The organism is Streptomyces sp. NPDC041796, assembly GCF_055590785.1.
The window spans coordinates 296,939-312,177 of record NZ_JBVJAH010000002.1; the positions used below are offsets into that span (position 1 = coordinate 296,939).

General features: G+C 71.0%; 15 protein-coding genes. 9 read left to right on the forward strand and 6 right to left on the reverse strand.

Features of this window, described 5'->3' with window-relative positions; all coding sequences use genetic code 11:
* Positions 1–111: 111 nt before the first annotated feature.
* Both ACZ6C1_RS04720 and ACZ6C1_RS04725 read left to right on the forward strand, forming a co-directional pair.
* Positions 112–1,551: a coproporphyrinogen-III oxidase family protein gene (locus ACZ6C1_RS04720; RefSeq protein WP_469237656.1), complete on the forward strand. Its 1,440-nt coding sequence runs from the start codon at positions 112–114 to the stop codon at positions 1,549–1,551.
* On the forward strand, positions 1,548–2,711 hold the full coding sequence (locus ACZ6C1_RS04725) for a DUF1152 domain-containing protein (RefSeq protein ID WP_469237657.1): 1,164 nt from the start codon (positions 1,548–1,550) through the stop codon (positions 2,709–2,711). Before ACZ6C1_RS04720 ends, ACZ6C1_RS04725 begins: the two co-directional genes overlap by 4 nt.
* Before the next feature lie 65 nt (positions 2,712–2,776).
* Here ACZ6C1_RS04725 and ACZ6C1_RS04730 read toward each other — a convergent pair whose 3' ends face one another.
* Together ACZ6C1_RS04730 and ACZ6C1_RS04735 are read right to left on the reverse strand one after the other, a co-directional pair.
* Positions 2,777–2,941 carry a hypothetical protein gene (locus ACZ6C1_RS04730; protein WP_469237658.1) on the reverse strand — a complete coding sequence of 55 codons (165 nt, stop codon included), beginning with the start codon at positions 2,939–2,941 and terminating at the stop codon, positions 2,777–2,779.
* Between the two features lie 240 nt (positions 2,942–3,181).
* Complete coding sequence (locus tag ACZ6C1_RS04735) at positions 3,182–3,394, reverse strand: hypothetical protein (protein WP_469237660.1); 213 nt, start codon at positions 3,392–3,394, stop codon at positions 3,182–3,184.
* 89 nt (positions 3,395–3,483) lie between these two features.
* On the opposite strand from ACZ6C1_RS04735, the gene ACZ6C1_RS04740 reads away from it, so the two are divergent.
* From ACZ6C1_RS04740 to ACZ6C1_RS04765, 6 genes are all read left to right on the forward strand, one after another.
* On the forward strand, positions 3,484–3,936 hold the full coding sequence (locus ACZ6C1_RS04740) for a helix-turn-helix transcriptional regulator (RefSeq protein ID WP_469237661.1): 453 nt from the start codon (positions 3,484–3,486) through the stop codon (positions 3,934–3,936).
* A gap of 52 nt (positions 3,937–3,988) precedes the next feature.
* The gene (locus tag ACZ6C1_RS04745) at positions 3,989–4,435 is read left to right on the forward strand and encodes a VOC family protein (protein WP_469237662.1); all 447 of its coding nucleotides are present in this window, start codon (positions 3,989–3,991) and stop codon (positions 4,433–4,435) included.
* Between the two features lie 787 nt (positions 4,436–5,222).
* On the forward strand, positions 5,223–6,140 hold the full coding sequence (locus ACZ6C1_RS04750) for a S1 family peptidase (protein ID WP_469237664.1): 918 nt from the start codon (positions 5,223–5,225) through the stop codon (positions 6,138–6,140).
* A gap of 430 nt (positions 6,141–6,570) precedes the next feature.
* Positions 6,571–9,288 (forward strand): PQQ-dependent sugar dehydrogenase, encoded by a 2,718-nt coding sequence (locus tag ACZ6C1_RS04755; protein ID WP_469238168.1) that lies wholly within the window; start codon positions 6,571–6,573, stop codon positions 9,286–9,288.
* A gap of 22 nt (positions 9,289–9,310) precedes the next feature.
* A complete protein-coding gene (locus tag ACZ6C1_RS04760) occupies positions 9,311–11,044 on the forward strand; it encodes a ThuA domain-containing protein (protein WP_469237666.1) in 1,734 nt (577 codons plus the stop codon).
* A 65-nt stretch (positions 11,045–11,109) separates the two neighbouring features.
* Complete coding sequence (locus ACZ6C1_RS04765; RefSeq protein WP_469237668.1) at positions 11,110–11,460, forward strand: hypothetical protein; 351 nt, start codon at positions 11,110–11,112, stop codon at positions 11,458–11,460.
* Between the two features lie 43 nt (positions 11,461–11,503).
* Here the strand turns inward: ACZ6C1_RS04765 and ACZ6C1_RS04770 are convergent, their stop codons facing one another.
* Complete coding sequence (locus ACZ6C1_RS04770) at positions 11,504–11,692, reverse strand: hypothetical protein (RefSeq protein WP_469237669.1); 189 nt, start codon at positions 11,690–11,692, stop codon at positions 11,504–11,506.
* A 295-nt stretch (positions 11,693–11,987) separates the two neighbouring features.
* Between ACZ6C1_RS04770 and ACZ6C1_RS04775 the strand changes: the two genes are divergently transcribed.
* A complete protein-coding gene (locus ACZ6C1_RS04775; protein ID WP_469237671.1) occupies positions 11,988–13,217 on the forward strand; it encodes an extracellular catalytic domain type 1 short-chain-length polyhydroxyalkanoate depolymerase in 1,230 nt (409 codons plus the stop codon).
* Here the strand turns inward: ACZ6C1_RS04775 and ACZ6C1_RS04780 are convergent.
* From ACZ6C1_RS04780 to ACZ6C1_RS04790, 3 genes are all read right to left on the reverse strand, one after another.
* On the reverse strand, positions 13,114–13,551 hold the full coding sequence (locus tag ACZ6C1_RS04780; RefSeq protein WP_469237673.1) for an MmcQ/YjbR family DNA-binding protein: 438 nt from the start codon (positions 13,549–13,551) through the stop codon (positions 13,114–13,116). The two genes, ACZ6C1_RS04775 and ACZ6C1_RS04780, sit on opposite strands and share 104 nt — an antisense overlap.
* A 100-nt stretch (positions 13,552–13,651) precedes the next feature.
* Positions 13,652–14,038 (reverse strand): VOC family protein, encoded by a 387-nt coding sequence (locus tag ACZ6C1_RS04785; RefSeq protein ID WP_469237675.1) that lies wholly within the window; start codon positions 14,036–14,038, stop codon positions 13,652–13,654.
* Positions 14,039–14,321: 283 nt separating this feature from the next.
* Positions 14,322–15,221, reverse strand: coding sequence for a DUF2867 domain-containing protein (locus ACZ6C1_RS04790; RefSeq protein WP_469237677.1), 900 nt, complete (start codon positions 15,219–15,221; stop codon positions 14,322–14,324).
* Between the last annotated feature and the right edge of the window lie 18 nt (positions 15,222–15,239).

The following is a 15,239-nucleotide window of genomic DNA, read 5'->3' on the forward strand; positions in this document are numbered from 1 at the left end:
TGTCCGGCGGTGACTTGGTGCACACCGCCCATAGCTTCAACAAAATGTGGCGTGATCGAATCGTCGCGCACGGTAAGAACGACGGCATGACCCGAAATGGGGAGATCCCGCGTGAACAGCCTGCACGATCAGCTCGCCGACCACATCCGACAAGGTGTCATCCCGCCCTATCAGTACTCCTATCCGCCCCGGTCGACCTACCGCCCCCTCGAAGAGGGAGCCTGGGACGTCCACGACGTCTGGGCCAAGGACCTGGAGGCCTACCAGGTACCGGAACTCAACCTGTACCTGCACGTCCCCTTCTGTCGCTACAAGTGCGGCTTCTGCAACCTCTACACGGTGATCTCCACCGACGAGGACCTCTACGACGCCTACACCGACGCTCTCTGTACGCAGATGCGCGACCACGCCGAGATCATCCGGGCGCGGCGACTGCGCACCGTGTACATCGGGGGCGGCACTCCGGCCCTCCTGTCGACCCGGCATTTCGAGCAGATCTTCACCACGCTCGCGGAGATCTACCCGAACTGGCGGTCCACGGTGGAAGAGGTCGCCGTGGAGGCCACGCCGGACTCGATCGTCGCCGACCCCGACGGCTTCAGCCGGCTGCTGGAGCTGGGGCTGACCCGGGCCAACATCGGCATCCAGTCGCTCGTCCCCCAGGAGATCCGGGAGGCGGGCCGCGGCCAGGCCGGTGAGGACGTCATCCGCCAGGCCGTCTCCATCGTCCAGGAGCGGGGGCTGCCGGACCTGTCCACGGACCTGATCATGGGCTTCGCCGGACAGACCCCGGAGACCTGGCGGCACTCGGTGGACGAGCTCGCCAAGCTCGCCCCGACCACCATCTCCACGTACTTCCTCACCGTGCGGCCGGATGCCTGGTTCTCCAAGACCGGCGCCTACCAGTACATGTGGAAGCCGGAGCTGTACGAGCGTTACGACTACGCGCGGAAGGTGTTCACCGAGCACGGGTACGTGCAGGAGGGCTCGGTCCGCTACAAGAAGCCCGGTCGTGGCGGCTACGTACAGAAGGTCCTCACCTTTCACGGCGTCCCCCTGCTCGGGCTCGGCGTCGGGGCCCGTTCCTACACGTCCGTCCTGGACTACATGACCGGCAGCGTCAAGCCGTCCCTGACCGAGGTGGCCGATTACATCGCCGCCGCGAAGGAGCACCGGCTCCGTCCCACCACGGGCTTCGCCCTCACGCCGGAAGAGATCGTCCGCAAACGGCTCGTACTGGACTCCTTCGACCTCGACCTGTCGGAGCTGGACCGCTTCGGCCTGGACAAGATCGCCGGTGAGGTGGGCGCGGTGCTGGACGCCGCGGAGAGCAACGGGCTCATCCACCACGTCGGGCCGCGCCGGATCCAGCTCACACCGAAGGGCTTCAAGTACCGGGACGTCCTGTCCTGGATGTTCTACTCCGATCACGTCAAGAACCTCGATCGCGAGTACTACGAGGGGCTGCACAACGCCAACATGCGGGCGAAGAAGAACATGGGGACTCCGGTACGCATCACGGGCATCACCCCCGCCCGGGACAGCGCGTGAGCGACGTCTTCATCGCGGCGGGCGGGGGCGGCGACCCCGTGGGCACCGCGATCACCGCGGCCGCCCTGTCCGCGGCCGCCCTGTCCGCAGCCACGGGCCCCGGTCCCTGCACGGGCACCGCATCCGATTCGGATTCGGATTCGGATTCGGATTCGGATTCGGATTCGAGCGGCGGTGCGCCCACGATCGTCACGTACGCCTGGGAGCGCCTGGAGGTCGACCCCACGCCGGGCCCCTTGGGAGATGCCCACTTCACGGGGCTGTTGAGGGTCGGCAGCCGGCCCGTCGTGACCCCGGTCACCCGCCCGGTGCCGCCGGCGGGTTCGACGCTCCCGCGCCTCGCCCGGGACCTCCCGGCCAGGCTGGTGCTGCTCGACCCCTACCAGGGGCTGCGGGGCATGGCGGAGCAGGTCCGGCGCTTCGCACACGACGTCCATGAGCACGGTGACGGGCGCACACACGTCCGGATCGTCGACATCGGCGGGGACATCCTCGCCCACGGCGACGAGGACACCCTGTGCAGCCCACTGGTGGACGCGCTGACCCTGGCCGCGTGCAAGCTCGCCGGTGTCGACGCCACCGTGTACGTCGCCGGTCCGGGAACCGACGGGGAGATCCCCCAGGAGGTTCTGCTCGGCCGGCTGGGGAACCGCAGTCTGACACCGACGACCCGGGACGCCGCGACCGCCGCCACCGCGCTGGCCTGGCACCCCTCCGAGGCCTCCGCGCTCTTCACCGCCGCGATCGGCGGAGTGCGCGGGACGGTACGAACCGTGGATCGTCTGATCCCGCTCACGGACGCCTCCGCGCGTGTCCACTGGCTCGGCCTGGACGAGGCCATCCAGCACAGCGTCGTCGCCCGGCATCTGCTGGAGATCTCGCCGCCGACCCTGGACGGGGCGGCCGACCTGGCCGAGAAGCTCACCGGCATCCACGAGCTCGCCCGGGAACGCCACGGGACGCGAGGACGACCGCCCGCCAGGGCAGGCCTGCTGCCCGCGGACCGGGAGCAGGCGCTGGAAAAGGTACGCGCGAAGGCGAACGGCGCCGACCACGTGACGTACCGCTTCGCGGCCCGGGCCCTTGGGCTGACGTGGCAGCAGGTCCCGGCGCTGCGGTCGGTCCTCGGTACCGACGACGCCCTTCTCGCCCTGCTGTGAACCCGCCGCGCCGCCGCCCGCCCGCTCATCGCGCCGCGGGCGGCGGCCACGCCGTGGAAGAGAGCTCAGGCGGGGTCCATACCCCCGTCACCGCCCTCTCCCGAGGGCACCGACTCGTCGGCTTCCTCCGTGGAGGGTTCCTCGGCATGCGTGGGGCGGGAGTGCTCGTCGGCGAAGTCGGGCTCGTCCTCCGGCTCCGGAGCTTCGCGCTTCTCACTGCTGTCGGTCATGGGGCTTCCTGTGTCGGGGGGGCGTACGCGGTGTGCGGGTGCGGGGTGTGGCGACGTGGGGCGTATGGCTTCATCCTCGTCCAGCCGGTCCCGGGCCGCACGGCGGATCTCACCACCGCCCCGCCGGGCACGGCGGCCCCGTGCCGCTGCCGGGGCACCCCGACAGCGGCTCCAGGCGCACGCCCCCGGGTCCGGCCGACGGTGTGGCCGAGCCGTGTGGCCCGGAGCGCCGTGGCTCCCTCAGGAGGAGGGCCCGCCGCGGCGGTGCTCGTCGTTCTGGACGGACTCCTGGCCCGTCCTGCTGGGCGTGAGGGTGTCAGCCGCTTCCCCGTCGTGCTCGTCCGGGCCCCCGTCGTCGAGGCGCAGCTCGGCCTCCTCGAACTCGTCCAGGACCTCTTCGGCGGCGGTCTTGGCCTCGTGATCCTCGTGGCCCTCGTGGTCGCGGTCCTTCATGTCCTCTCCTTCGCCCGGCTTCGCTGCTGTCTCTCCCGACTTCCTCGCAACCCGGCTCCTTACACCCCTTGTCAGTGCCGGGTGCCAGCATGGGGAACGTGACGACGCACCTGGGGCACCTGAAGCAGTTGCGGCTGGCCAAGGACGCGATGGACCGCGACTGGGCCGAGCCGCTGGATCTCGACGCGGTGGCGGCGCACGCGGGGTATTCGCGCTATCACTTCGTCCGGGCGTTCAAGGCGGTGTACGGGGAGACGCCCGGCCAGTACCTGTCGAGGCGGCGCGTGGAGCGCGCGGAGGAGATGCTCCGTACGGCGAACCTCTCGGTCACCGAGATCTGCACGCTGGTGGGCTTCACCAGCCTCGGTACGTTCTCGGCCCGGTTCAAGAGGGAGACCGGGCTCTCCCCCACCGAGTACCGCGCCAAGCACGTCGGGCGCGGGGCCGCGCTCATACCCGGGTGTTACGCGATGCTGTGGGCCGGCGGGTTCCCGAACGCGCTGTCGGCGTCCGAGCACCGCAATTCCGAAGAAGCGGGCTGAGGCGTCCGCTGCCTACGGTGACGGGGCAAGTCCGACCGCTGAGGAGCACGACATGATCAAGGGTCTCGCCATTTCCACCGTCTGGGTCCTGGACCAGGACCGGGCCAAGGAGTTCTACACGGAGAAGCTGGGGCTGGAGGTCCGCACGGACATGACGATGGGTGAGGGCGGCATGCGCTGGCTCACCGTCGGGGCCAAGGACCAGCCGGACGTGCAGCTGACGCTCATGGTGCCGGGCGCCCCGGCCATGGACCCGGAGTCCGCGGAGGCGATGAGGAAGCTGGTGTCCAAGGGCGTGCTGGGTGCGGGTGTGCTGTCGACCGATGACATCCACGGGGACTACGAGAAGCTGAAGGAGCGGGGTGTGCAGTTCCTCCAGGCTCCCCAGGAGCGGCCCTACGGTACGGAGGCGATCTTCCGCGACGACTCGGGGAACTGGTTCTCCTTCACCCAGCCGCGCGAGGACGGCCTCGATCCCGACAAGGACTGGGCCTGCTGACACCGCACCGACCCCACAGACCCCACCGATCCCACCGATCGCGGCGACCGAGGCGACCGAGGCGGACTGTGTGCCCGCCGACCCGCCAAAGACGGGATTCGGACACCGCGGCGCGCAGGGCGAACGGGAGTGATTGACGCATAAGGAAGTGACGCGTGCGGCGGTCCCGCTCCGTTCCGGACGGCTCGGGCCCTCCGGCAGCGGTGGTCCGTCGCGCCACCGTCGCCGGGGGCCCTTCGCTCCCTGTGCGGCGTCCTGATTGCGGGAGCCACTGCAACGCCCGCGCCCCTCCGCCCACCCCGGAGGCCGGGGAAGCGGATACCGAAGGTCCGGCCCGGGCACCCTCCCCCGCCGCCTCCGTTGAACTCTGAACAGCATTGAACGGCGGATTCCGCAGCCGGCCGCACGAGCCCTCTCCCCCGCCGACCCACCGAACACCGCCCGCGCCTCCGAACGACCTGACGACCACTCAGCAAAGTTTCCCCGCCTTTGCTCCGCGCCCCTCCGCACCCCTCCGCACGCCTGCGCGCCCACCCGCCGGCTGCCGTCCGAAGCGCCACGCCCCGCACCCACCACCCCGTGACCCGCCCGCCCGGCGCCTGAGGCGTGCGAGCGCGCCGAGCACGGCCAAAAGGCGATCTTGCCCACGCACCCGACCGGAGCCCAGGATTCCTAGCGCGCCGCTTGTCAGGCACATGACCTTCACCCAGCGGTCATGCGACGTCTCGCCGGCGCTCTGTCAGGCCCGCCCACCCAGCGGGCCACGGATCCCCCACCGGAGGATGTAGTGAACCTCAAGCGCTTCACCCCCCTCGGCGGCATCGCGAGAGGCGCCCGGCTGACCGCCGTCGCCGCCGCTCTCCTGGCCGCCTCCGCGCTTGCCGCCCCGAGCGCCGGCGCCTCCCCGCTCGAGGGAGCCCGGGCCACCACCGCCCAGCTGGCCCAGGCGAGCGACGCCGTCCTCAGCGCCGACGTACCGGGTACCGCCTGGTACACCGACACGAAGACCGGCAAGCTGGTCGTCACGGCCGACTCCACCGTCTCGGCCGCCGAGATCGCGCGCATCAAGGAGGCCGCGGGCAGCCGCGCGGGCACGCTCGACATCAAGCGCACACCGGGCACGTTCAACAAGCTGATCGCGGGCGGCCAGGCCATCTACGCGGGCGGCGGACGCTGCTCGCTGGGCTTCAACGTCCGCAGCGGCAGCACGTACTACGCCCTGACGGCCGGTCACTGCACCAACATCGGCAGCACCTGGTACACCAACTCGTCCAACACCACGGTGCTCGGCACCCGTACGGGCTCCAGCTTCCCCAACAACGACTACGGCATCATCCGCCACTCCAACGCCTCGGACGCGGACGGCCGTGTGTACCTGTACAACGGCGGCTACCGCGACATCACGGCCGCGGGCAACGCGTACGTCGGCCAGTCCGTCCAGCGCAGCGGAAGCACCACCGGGCTGCGTGGCGGCACGGTCACGGGCCTGAACGCGACCGTCAACTACGGCAACGGCGACATCGTCTACGGCATGATCCAGACCAACGTCTGCGCCGAGCCCGGCGACAGCGGCGGCGCGTTGTTCTCGGGGAGCACCGCGCTCGGTCTGACCTCCGGCGGCAGCGGCAACTGCTCCAGCGGGGGCACCACGTTCTTCCAGCCCGTCACCGAGGCGCTGAGCGCGTACGGCGTGAGCGTGTTCTGACGCGAACGCTCCACGGCACGGGTCACACCGGCGGTCCGCCCCTCCCGGCGGGCCGCCGGTCCTTTGTCCTGGTCGAGGAAGAAGTTGCGAAAGCCGCCGCGAAAGGGGTTACGCGACCGGACCAAGCCCGCTAACTTCCTTGAAATGAACCGGTCATGAGCCGTGGCCGGCGACCTTTCGGCGCGACGGCGCGCGCCTGTGCTCCCCCTTGTGTTCCCCCGCGGTCTCACACCCCGGACCGCGGGGCTTCCCCCACCGTTCCCGGGAGACTCCTGTGCGCACAAGACCGGAACGACCCCGCCGGAAGCCGGCCCTGCTCCTCACCGCGGTGCTGGCGGCCGGCTTCCTGACCCCCGCCACCGTGACCGCCTCCGCCGCTGTCACCTCCGCCACCACCGCCACCACCGCCACCACCGACGCGGTCGCCGCCGTGGCGGAGGAGTTCCAACAGGTCACCCTCGCCAAGGGCGTGGCCGAGACCGGCGAGCCCATGACCATGGCGGTCCTCCCCGACCGCTCCGTCCTGCACACCTCGCGCGACGGCACCCTGCGGCTCACCGACGCCGCCGGTACGACCAGGGTGTCGGGCAAGCTCGACGTCTACTCCCACGACGAGGAGGGTCTCCAGGGCATCGGCGTGGACCCCGGCTTCACGTCCAACCGCCACGTCTACCTGTACTACGCGCCCAAGCTCACCACACCGGGCGGGGACGCCCCCGGCGACGGCACGGCCGCCGACTTCGCCCCCTTCGACGGGGTGAACCGCCTGTCGCGCTTCGTCCTGCGCACGGACGGCACCCTCGACCCGGCGAGCGAGAAGAAGATCCTCGACGTACCCGCGTCCCGCGGGATCTGCTGCCACGTCGGCGGCGACATCGACTTCGACGCACAGGGCAATCTGTACCTCTCGACCGGCGACGACTCCAACCCCTTCGCCTCGGACGGCTACACGCCCATCGACGAGCGCGCCTCCCGCAACCCGGCCTACGACGCCCAGCGTTCGGCGGGCAACACCAACGACCTGCGCGGCAAGATCCTGCGGATCAAGGTCGGCGCGGACGGCTCGTACTCCATCCCCTCGGGCAATCTCTTCGCCCCGGGCACCGCCAGGACCCGTCCCGAGATCTACGCCATGGGCTTCCGCAACCCGTTCCGGATGAGCGTCGACAGGCCCACGGGCATCGTGTACGTCGGTGACTACGGGCCCGACGCGGGCACCGCGAGCCCGACCCGGGGCCCGGCCGGCCAGGTCGAGTTCAACCGCGTCACGAAGGCGGGCAACTTCGGCTGGCCGTACTGCACGGGGAAGAACGACGCCTACGTCGACCACGACTTCGCCACCGGCGCGACCGGCGCGAAGTTCGACTGCGCCGCGCCCAGGAACACCTCGCCGCGCAACACCGGCCTGACCGATCTGCCCCCGGCCCAGCCGGCCTGGATCCCGTACGACGGCGGTTCGGTACCGGAATTCGGCAGCGGCTCGGAGTCGCCCATGGGCGGACCGGTCTACCGCTACGACGCCTCCTCGGCGTCGGCCGTGAAGTTTCCGCAGAACTACGACGGCAACTTCTTCGCCGGCGAGTTCGGCCGCAAGTGGATCAAGCGCATCGCCCAGGGCGCGGACGGCACCGTCCAGTCCATCAACCCCTTCCCCTGGACCGGCACCCAGGTGATGGACATGGCCTTCGGCCCCGACGGGGCTCTCTACGTCCTGGACTACGGCACCGGCTACTTCAACGGGGACGCCAACTCGGCCCTCTACCGCATCGAGCACGTCACCGCGGGCCGCTCCCCCGTCGCCCAGGCCTCGGCGAACCGCACCTCGGGCCAGGCGCCGCTGGCCGTGGCGTTCTCGTCGGCGGGCAGCTCCGACCCGGACGGCGGCCCGCTGACGTACGCGTGGAAGTTCGGGGACGGCGCCACCTCCACGGCCGCCAACCCGTCCCACACGTACACGGCCAACGGCCAGTACACCGCGACCGTCACCGTCTCGGACGGCACCGGCCTCAGCGCCACCGCATCCGTCCAGGTGACCGTCGGCAACACCGCGCCGACCGTGAAGCTGGAACTGCCCGTCGACGGCCGGATCATCGACCCCGGCGCGGCCATCCCGTTCAAGGTCACCGTGACCGACCCCGAGGACGGGACCGTCGACTGCGCGAAGGTGAAGGTGACCTTCATCATCGGACACGACAGCCACGGCCACCCGCAGACCTCCGCCACCGGCTGCTCCGGCACCGTGCAGACCATCGCGGACGGCGAGCACGACCCGAACGCGAACATCTTCGGCGTCTGGGACGCGGAGTACACCGACAAGGGCGCGAACGGCCAGCCCGCGCTCACCACGCACGACCAGAACATCAGCCAGCCCAGCCACCGGCAGGCCGAGCACCACGGCGGCTCGTCGGGCGTCCAGGTCGTCTCCCACACCCCCGCCCACGGCGGGAAGACGGTCGGACACATCGACAACGGCGACTGGATCTCCTTCACCCCGTACGTGCTGGACGACGCCACCCGGTTCACCGCCCGCGTCTCCTCCGGCGGTGTCGGCGGCACCCTGGAGGTACGGGCCGGCTCGCCCACCGGGGCTCTGCTCGGCACGGCGACGGTGCCGGTGACGGGCGGCTGGGAAACGTTCCAGGACGTCTCCACCGCGCTCTCGAACCGGCCGGCCGGGACGACGGCGCTGTACCTCGTCTTCAAGGGCGGCCCGGGCGCGCTGTTCGACGTGGACGACTTCCACTTCGGTACGGGGAGCGCGGGTCCCCGGACGGGTGCGGTGAGGGGTGTGAACGGCAAGTGCGCGGACGTCGCGGGCGGCGCGACCGGCGACGGCACCAAGATCCAGCTGTGGACCTGCAACACCACCGCCGCGCAAACCTGGACCCTCCCCGGCGACGGCACCCTGCGGGCCCTCGGCAAATGCCTGGACATCAGCGGCGGCGCCACCACCGACGGCACCAAGATCCAGCTGTGGACCTGCAACGCCACCCCGGCCCAGCAATGGCAGCCCCAGACCGACGGAACCCTCCGCAACCCCCGGTCCGGCAAATGCCTCGACGCCGAAGGCGCCACCTGGAACGACGGCACCCGCCTGCACCTGTGGACCTGCCACACCGGCCCCAACCAGAAATGGACCCTGCCGTAGCAGGAGAGGAGGCGAAACCGCTATGCGTACCACTCTCACCAGAGCCGCTTGCCGGCTCGCGGGCGCGCTGCTGTGCGTGTCCGCCGCACCGGCGGCGGCCGTCACCGAGCAGGGTCCGGCCGCCGCGGACCCCGCGTACAAGATCCTCGCGTTCTCCAAGACGGCGGGCTTCCGTCACTCGTCCATCGACGACGGGCTGGCCGCGCTGCGCGCGCTGGGCGGCGGCAACGACTTCACCGTGGACGCGACGGAGGACTCCCAGGCCTTCACTCCCGGGAACCTGGCGCAGTACAAGGCCGTCGTCTTCCTCTCGACCACCGGGGACGTACTCAATGCGGCACAGCAGACCGCGTTCGAGCAGTACATCCAGGGCGGTGGTGGATACGTGGGCGTCCACGCCGCCGCCGACACGGAGTACGACTGGCCCTTCTACGCGGGCCTCGCCGGCGCCCTGTTCCACTCCCACCCGCACAACCAGACGGCGACGGTGAAGGTCGAGGACCGCGCCCATGACGCCACGGCGCACCTCGGCACCGCCTGGCAGCGGTTCGACGAGTGGTACAACTACCGCTCCAGTCCGCGTACCACCGCGCACGTCCTGGCGTCGCTCGACGAGTCCAGTTACTCGGGCGGGACCATGTCCGGCGACCACCCGATCTCCTGGTGCAAGGACTACCGGGGCGGCCGTGCCTTCTACACGGGCGGCGGTCACACGGACGAGTCGTACACGGAGGCCGCGTTCCGGCGGCATCTGCTCGGCGGTATCCGCTGGGCGGCCGGGATGACGGAGGCCGACTGCCGTCCGGAGACCGGATACGTACCACTGTTCGACGGTTCGGGGACGGTCGGCTGGAAGCAGGCGGGGCCGGGGTCGTTCGCGCTGAACGACGGCACGCTCACGTCCCAGGGCGGGCTCGGGATGCTGTGGTATTCCGCCCGGGAACTCACCGGCGACTACTCGCTGAAGCTGGACTGGCGGATGGACGGCGACGACAATTCCGGCGTCTTCGTGGGATTCCCCGCCTCCGACGATCCGTGGTCGGCGGTGAACAACGGATACGAGATCCAGATCGACGCCACCGACAGCGCGGACCGGACGACGGGCGCGGTGTACGGGTTCCGGTCGGCGGACGTCACCGCCCGTGACGCCGCGCTCAACCCACCGGGCGAGTGGAACACGTACGAGATCCGGGTCGCGGGTGAGCGGCTGGAGGTCTTCCTCAACGGACGCAAGATCAACGACTTCACCAACACGGACCCGGCGCGCAGCCTCGCCCAGGGGCACATCGGCCTGCAGAACCACGGTGCCGACGATCAGGTGTCGTTCCGCAATGTCCGCGTCAAGACATCCGGCGGCACCCCGCCGCCGGGTCCCCGGACGGGTGCGGTGAGGGGTGTGAACGGCAAGTGCGCGGACGTCGCGGGCGGCGCGACCGGCGACGGCACCCGGATCCAGCTGTGGACCTGCAATACCACCGCCGCGCAAACCTGGACCCTCCCCGGCGACGGCACCCTGCGGGCCCTCGGCAAATGCCTGGACATCAGCGGCGGCGCCACCACCGACGGCACCAAGATCCAGCTATGGACCTGCAACGCCACCCCGGCCCAGCAATGGCAGCCCCAGACCGACGGGACCCTCCGCAACCCCCGGTCCGGCAAATGCCTCGACGCCGAAGGCGCCACCTGGAACGACGGCACCCGCCTGCACCTGTGGACCTGCCACACCGGCCCCAACCAGAAATGGACCCTGCCCTGACCTTGAGGAATTTCGCATTTCGGGGCATCGCATCGGCGCCTGGGGTCAGACGTATACGTATGGCAGTGGATTCCGAACGTAACCAGGACGGGCTCATCGGCACCAAGCCCCGGGCCCAGGTCGAGGCGGCGTACCAGCGGCTGGAGCACAAGGCGGCCGCACCCGGTCTGCGGACGCCCTTCTCACTGGGCGCCGTGGCGGCCTACGAGTGGGCGCTCGGGCGGGCCGCCGAAGCCCCGGTGACCGGGGCCGCCGGCACCGGTCACGTACCCTCCAGCCACCTGCTGACGGCCGAGCTGGACGCGGCCGTGGTGCAGCTCGGCGACCCGACCGAGAGCGCCGAGCGCGCGGCCCAGGTCCGTGGCGTGCACGACGCTCTGGCCTGGGTGTGCGGGCTCATCGACGAGCAGCCGTGAAACACGGCGATCAGCGGGGAGGCGTCAGCGGCTCCCCGTCCGCTCATATCGACGCGGGCGGGAAGCCCATGCCCGGGTAGCCGGGTGAGCGGCCCACGGCGCCGAAGTCCAGCGCCCGGGTGAGCTGCCTGAGCGTCTCCTCGGCCACGCGGCGGACGTCGGCGGGGACGTCGCCGCGCTCCTCGATGAGACTGTCGTAGATCGGCGCGTCGCCTCGCACGGCGGAGTCCATGTCGAAATACCTTTCCCAAGAAGTCTGTTGGTCGCTCACCGCCGCTGCGGGCAGCGGTGGACGAGTGTACGGGGCGTGACCGGGCTCGGTGCGCGCAGCCCGCCCTGCGCGCTGCCCCGGGGCGTTCCCCGAGGCACGGCACGGGGTGCGCCGCTTAGCAGGCGCGGGTGGCCGGCGCAATCCCTCCGGCTCCGCCCGGCGCCAGGGGGACTGTGGTGCGTGCTGCCATACCCGGTGGTGTCCGGGCCGCCCTACGGTGCGGGCATCCCTTTGGCATGTCCCCGAGGAGCCGCCCATGCCCCCGTCGTTCTCGCGCCGTACGCCCACCACAGGCGCAGCCCCCCGCCTCCGGCGGCTGCTCGCCGCGGTGACCATTCTGGCCCTTGCGATCGGCGCCGCCCTCACCGGGCCCGCACCCACCGCCCACGCCGCCGTCGGCCTGACCCGCGTCACCGCGTTCGGGCCGAACCCCGGCGCATTGAACATGTACGTCCACCGTCCCGCGTCCCTTCCCGCCTCGCCGCCCGTGGTGGTCGCCCTGCACGGGTGCACGCAGACCGCGCAGGTCTACGCGGACAACTCCGGCCTGGCGGAATTCGCCGACCGGCACGGCTTCCTGCTGGTCCTCGCCGAGCAGACGACGGCGAACAACCTCAACAGGTGCTTCAACTGGTTCCAGACGGCCGACAGCCGCCGTGGCCAGGGCGAGGCGGCGTCCATCCGGCAGATGGTCGCGCACGCCGTCGCCGCCCACGGCGCGGACGCGCGGCGGGTGCATGTGACCGGCCTGTCCGCCGGAGGCGCGATGACCTCGGTGATGCTGGCCGCCTATCCCGATGTCTTCGCCTCGGGTGCCGTGGTGGCGGGGCTTCCCTACGACTGCGCGCGGGGCACGGCGGCCGCGTACTCCTGCATGAACCCCGGTGTGGACCTGACGCCTGCCCAGTGGGCGCAGCGTGTGCGGGACGCCCACCCGTCGTGGGCGGGGCCGTGGCCGAGGGTGGCGATCTGGCACGGTGACCGGGACACCACGGTGGTGCCGCGCAACGCCGCCGAGCTGCGCGACCAGTGGACGGCGCTGCACGGCCTGGCGCAGACGCCCACGCGCACCACCCTCATCGGACCCAACGCCACCCGGCAGGAGCAGTACGTGGCCGCCGACGGGACGGTCGCCGTGGAGGTCGACCGGGTGCCGGGCATGGGTCACGGCACTCCCGTGGACCCGGGGACGGGACCGGAGCGGTGCGGCGCCACGGCCGCGTACTTCCTCGACTCCATCTGCTCCAGCCACTGGATCGTGGACTTCTTCGGTCTGGACGACACCGGAAGCCCCGCTCCCGGCATGCCGCCCGCGCCCACGGGCCTGGTCTCCACCGGCGCCACCGGTTCGTCGTTCCAGCAGGATCCACACAGGGAGGACCTCAAGGTCCTCGCTGTTCGTGGCGGAGGGTGCGCAGTCGGTCGCGGGTGGGGGAGGGCAGGTCGGCCACCACGCAGTCCCAGGCGTGGTCGAGCATGTCGGTGAGGTCTTCGTCGGGCATCGTGGCATCGTCCAGGCACACGGTGAGCCAGTGCCAGCGACGGCCCCGGTACCACGGGCGTACGGCCCCGTGCTGCTCGCACAGGTGCAGTGCGAGAGGGGGTTCGCACTTGACGGTGACCTGGTCGGGGTGGTTTCTGGTGGCTGCCGCGAGCATGGCGAAGATGCTGCCGCCGACCTTGTAGACGGGCCTGTTGGGACCGTACGGCTCCTCCTCCGTCACCTCCGGCAACGCGAGGGCGAGTTCCGCGATGTCCTCGGGAGTCATGGTGGTGCCCTTCGTCCGGCCGGGTTCCCAGCGGCCGAATTCGCTCCTCATTGATGACCGGAGCAGGCTCCGCAGACTGGCGGGCCGCTCCCGTTCCGATGCGTACCTCGCTGTCACCGAGGCTGAGAACGACGCATGGAGGTCATGGCGGTCACCAATTCTGCTTCTGGGTGACGGCGATGACGTAGCCGTTGGGGTCCGTGAAGTAGAACAGCTTCTGGCCCTGGTGCTCCATGACGTCCTTCTGGACGGTGACCAGGGGCCGGATGCGCTCGACGTACGTGTCGAAGTCGTCCACTGCCAGGTAGAACATGCCGAACGCTCCGACCGGGGTGTCCTTGAGAACGGGCAGCCAGCCGCGCAGGTGCTCGTCCCGGTAGACCATCAGCGCGAACTCGCCGTCGAAGAGCAGGATGCGCAGGTCGTCGTCCGGGTCGTCGCCGGCGGGCAGGGCGGTGAAGCCGAGCTTCTCGTAGAAGTCGACGGTCGCCCGGGTGTCGGAGACTCCCAGGCACGGGGAGATGGCAGGGGGTTTCATCAGGTTCACTCCTGGAAGAGGGGGTGCGAGCGGAAGGGCCGGAGTTCCTCAGGGGCACTCAGCCCGCCTCGAGAAGTCCTGACGGAAGCATGCCCTCCGTATAGGACTGGCGCCGTCCTATAGGGAGTGACCTGCTGAGTTTTCACACGAGTGAGGGCGCACCCCCTCCCGGGGCACCGCATCGCCCTGACGGGCCGCGAGTCTTCGCCGGCCGGCCGGACCGTGCCCGGGCCGGCCGGGGCGGACGCGGCGGCGCTGCCGACCGGCTGCCGGCTCCGATCGCTCAGCCCGGGGTGGTTTCCCGCGTCCAGTGCCGTTCCCCCGCCGTCGGTGCGGCGAGCGCGAGCGTGCGCCGCGTGCGGCTGAGCATCAGCCGTGTCATGAGCGGGTGGCCGTGGCGCACGACACCCCAGTAGATGCGGCCGGCCAGGTTGTGGATCCTGACCACCGTGCTGAGGGTGACGTCCTGGTCGCCCACGAGGAGGGAGGCGCGGAAGTCCAGGTGCCTCGCGTCCAGCCCGAGGAGGAGCTCGTTCCCCTCGACCGCCTTGACGGGGAAGGGCAGCACGCCGCGCCAGGCCTGCGGGTCGCGGGGCATGCCGGGGGCGAGCGGGATCCGCCAGGCGTCGGAGAAGTCGGTGCGGTCGAAGGCGGTGCGGGCGAGCCGTGCCTCGTCGGGCACCGGGGTGGCGACGGGGCGCGCCTGGCCGAAGCGGTGCAGCAGCCGCACCAAGGGCGACCTGCCGGCGGGGCGGCCGGCGGGGCGGCCCGTCGCGGCGCGTTCGGCGTTGTCGAGGAGCTCCTCCACGACCGTGTCGTGGACGGGGCGTACGAACAGTGACTCGACCAGCGCGCGGGCCGCCCCCTGGCGCTGTTCCAGGGTGTGGACCAGGCGGCAGCGGTCGGGGCCGAGGGGCTCGATGTGCAGCCGGTGGTGGCCGTCGGCGGGCGCGGGGAAGTCGAACCGGAGGCAGCGGCCCGGGATGTACTCGGTGATCCGGTACCGGACCGGGCCGTGGCCACCCTCGGCGCCGACGCCGAGAGGGCGGTCGAACCGGATCGGCGACCAGGCGGGAGTGGGGAAGAGCGGGTCGTCGTCGGCGGCCAGGCGGTCGAGCAGGGCACCCACCCGCTCGGCGGGCGCCTCGATGACGCGTGCGTGGACGTTCCGTACCGTGCGCATGCCGGCACCTCCATACGG

Coding starts and splice junctions, on each gene's coding strand:
- ACZ6C1_RS04730 (WP_469237658.1), bottom strand. CDS start 2,941: ATGACCGACAGCAGTGAGAAGCGCGAAGCTCCGGAGCCGGAGGACGAG.
- ACZ6C1_RS04735 (WP_469237660.1), bottom strand. CDS start 3,394: ATGAAGGACCGCGACCACGAGGGCCACGAGGATCACGAGGCCAAGACC.
- ACZ6C1_RS04740 (WP_469237661.1), top strand. CDS start 3,484: ATGGGGAACGTGACGACGCACCTGGGGCACCTGAAGCAGTTGCGGCTG.
- ACZ6C1_RS04745 (WP_469237662.1), top strand. CDS start 3,989: ATGATCAAGGGTCTCGCCATTTCCACCGTCTGGGTCCTGGACCAGGAC.
- ACZ6C1_RS04760 (WP_469237666.1), top strand. CDS start 9,311: ATGCGTACCACTCTCACCAGAGCCGCTTGCCGGCTCGCGGGCGCGCTG.
- ACZ6C1_RS04770 (WP_469237669.1), bottom strand. CDS start 11,692: ATGGACTCCGCCGTGCGAGGCGACGCGCCGATCTACGACAGTCTCATC.
- ACZ6C1_RS04775 (WP_469237671.1), top strand. CDS start 11,988: ATGCCCCCGTCGTTCTCGCGCCGTACGCCCACCACAGGCGCAGCCCCC.
- ACZ6C1_RS04780 (WP_469237673.1), bottom strand. CDS start 13,551: ATGAGGAGCGAATTCGGCCGCTGGGAACCCGGCCGGACGAAGGGCACC.
- ACZ6C1_RS04785 (WP_469237675.1), bottom strand. CDS start 14,038: ATGAAACCCCCTGCCATCTCCCCGTGCCTGGGAGTCTCCGACACCCGG.
- ACZ6C1_RS04790 (WP_469237677.1), bottom strand. CDS start 15,221: ATGCGCACGGTACGGAACGTCCACGCACGCGTCATCGAGGCGCCCGCC.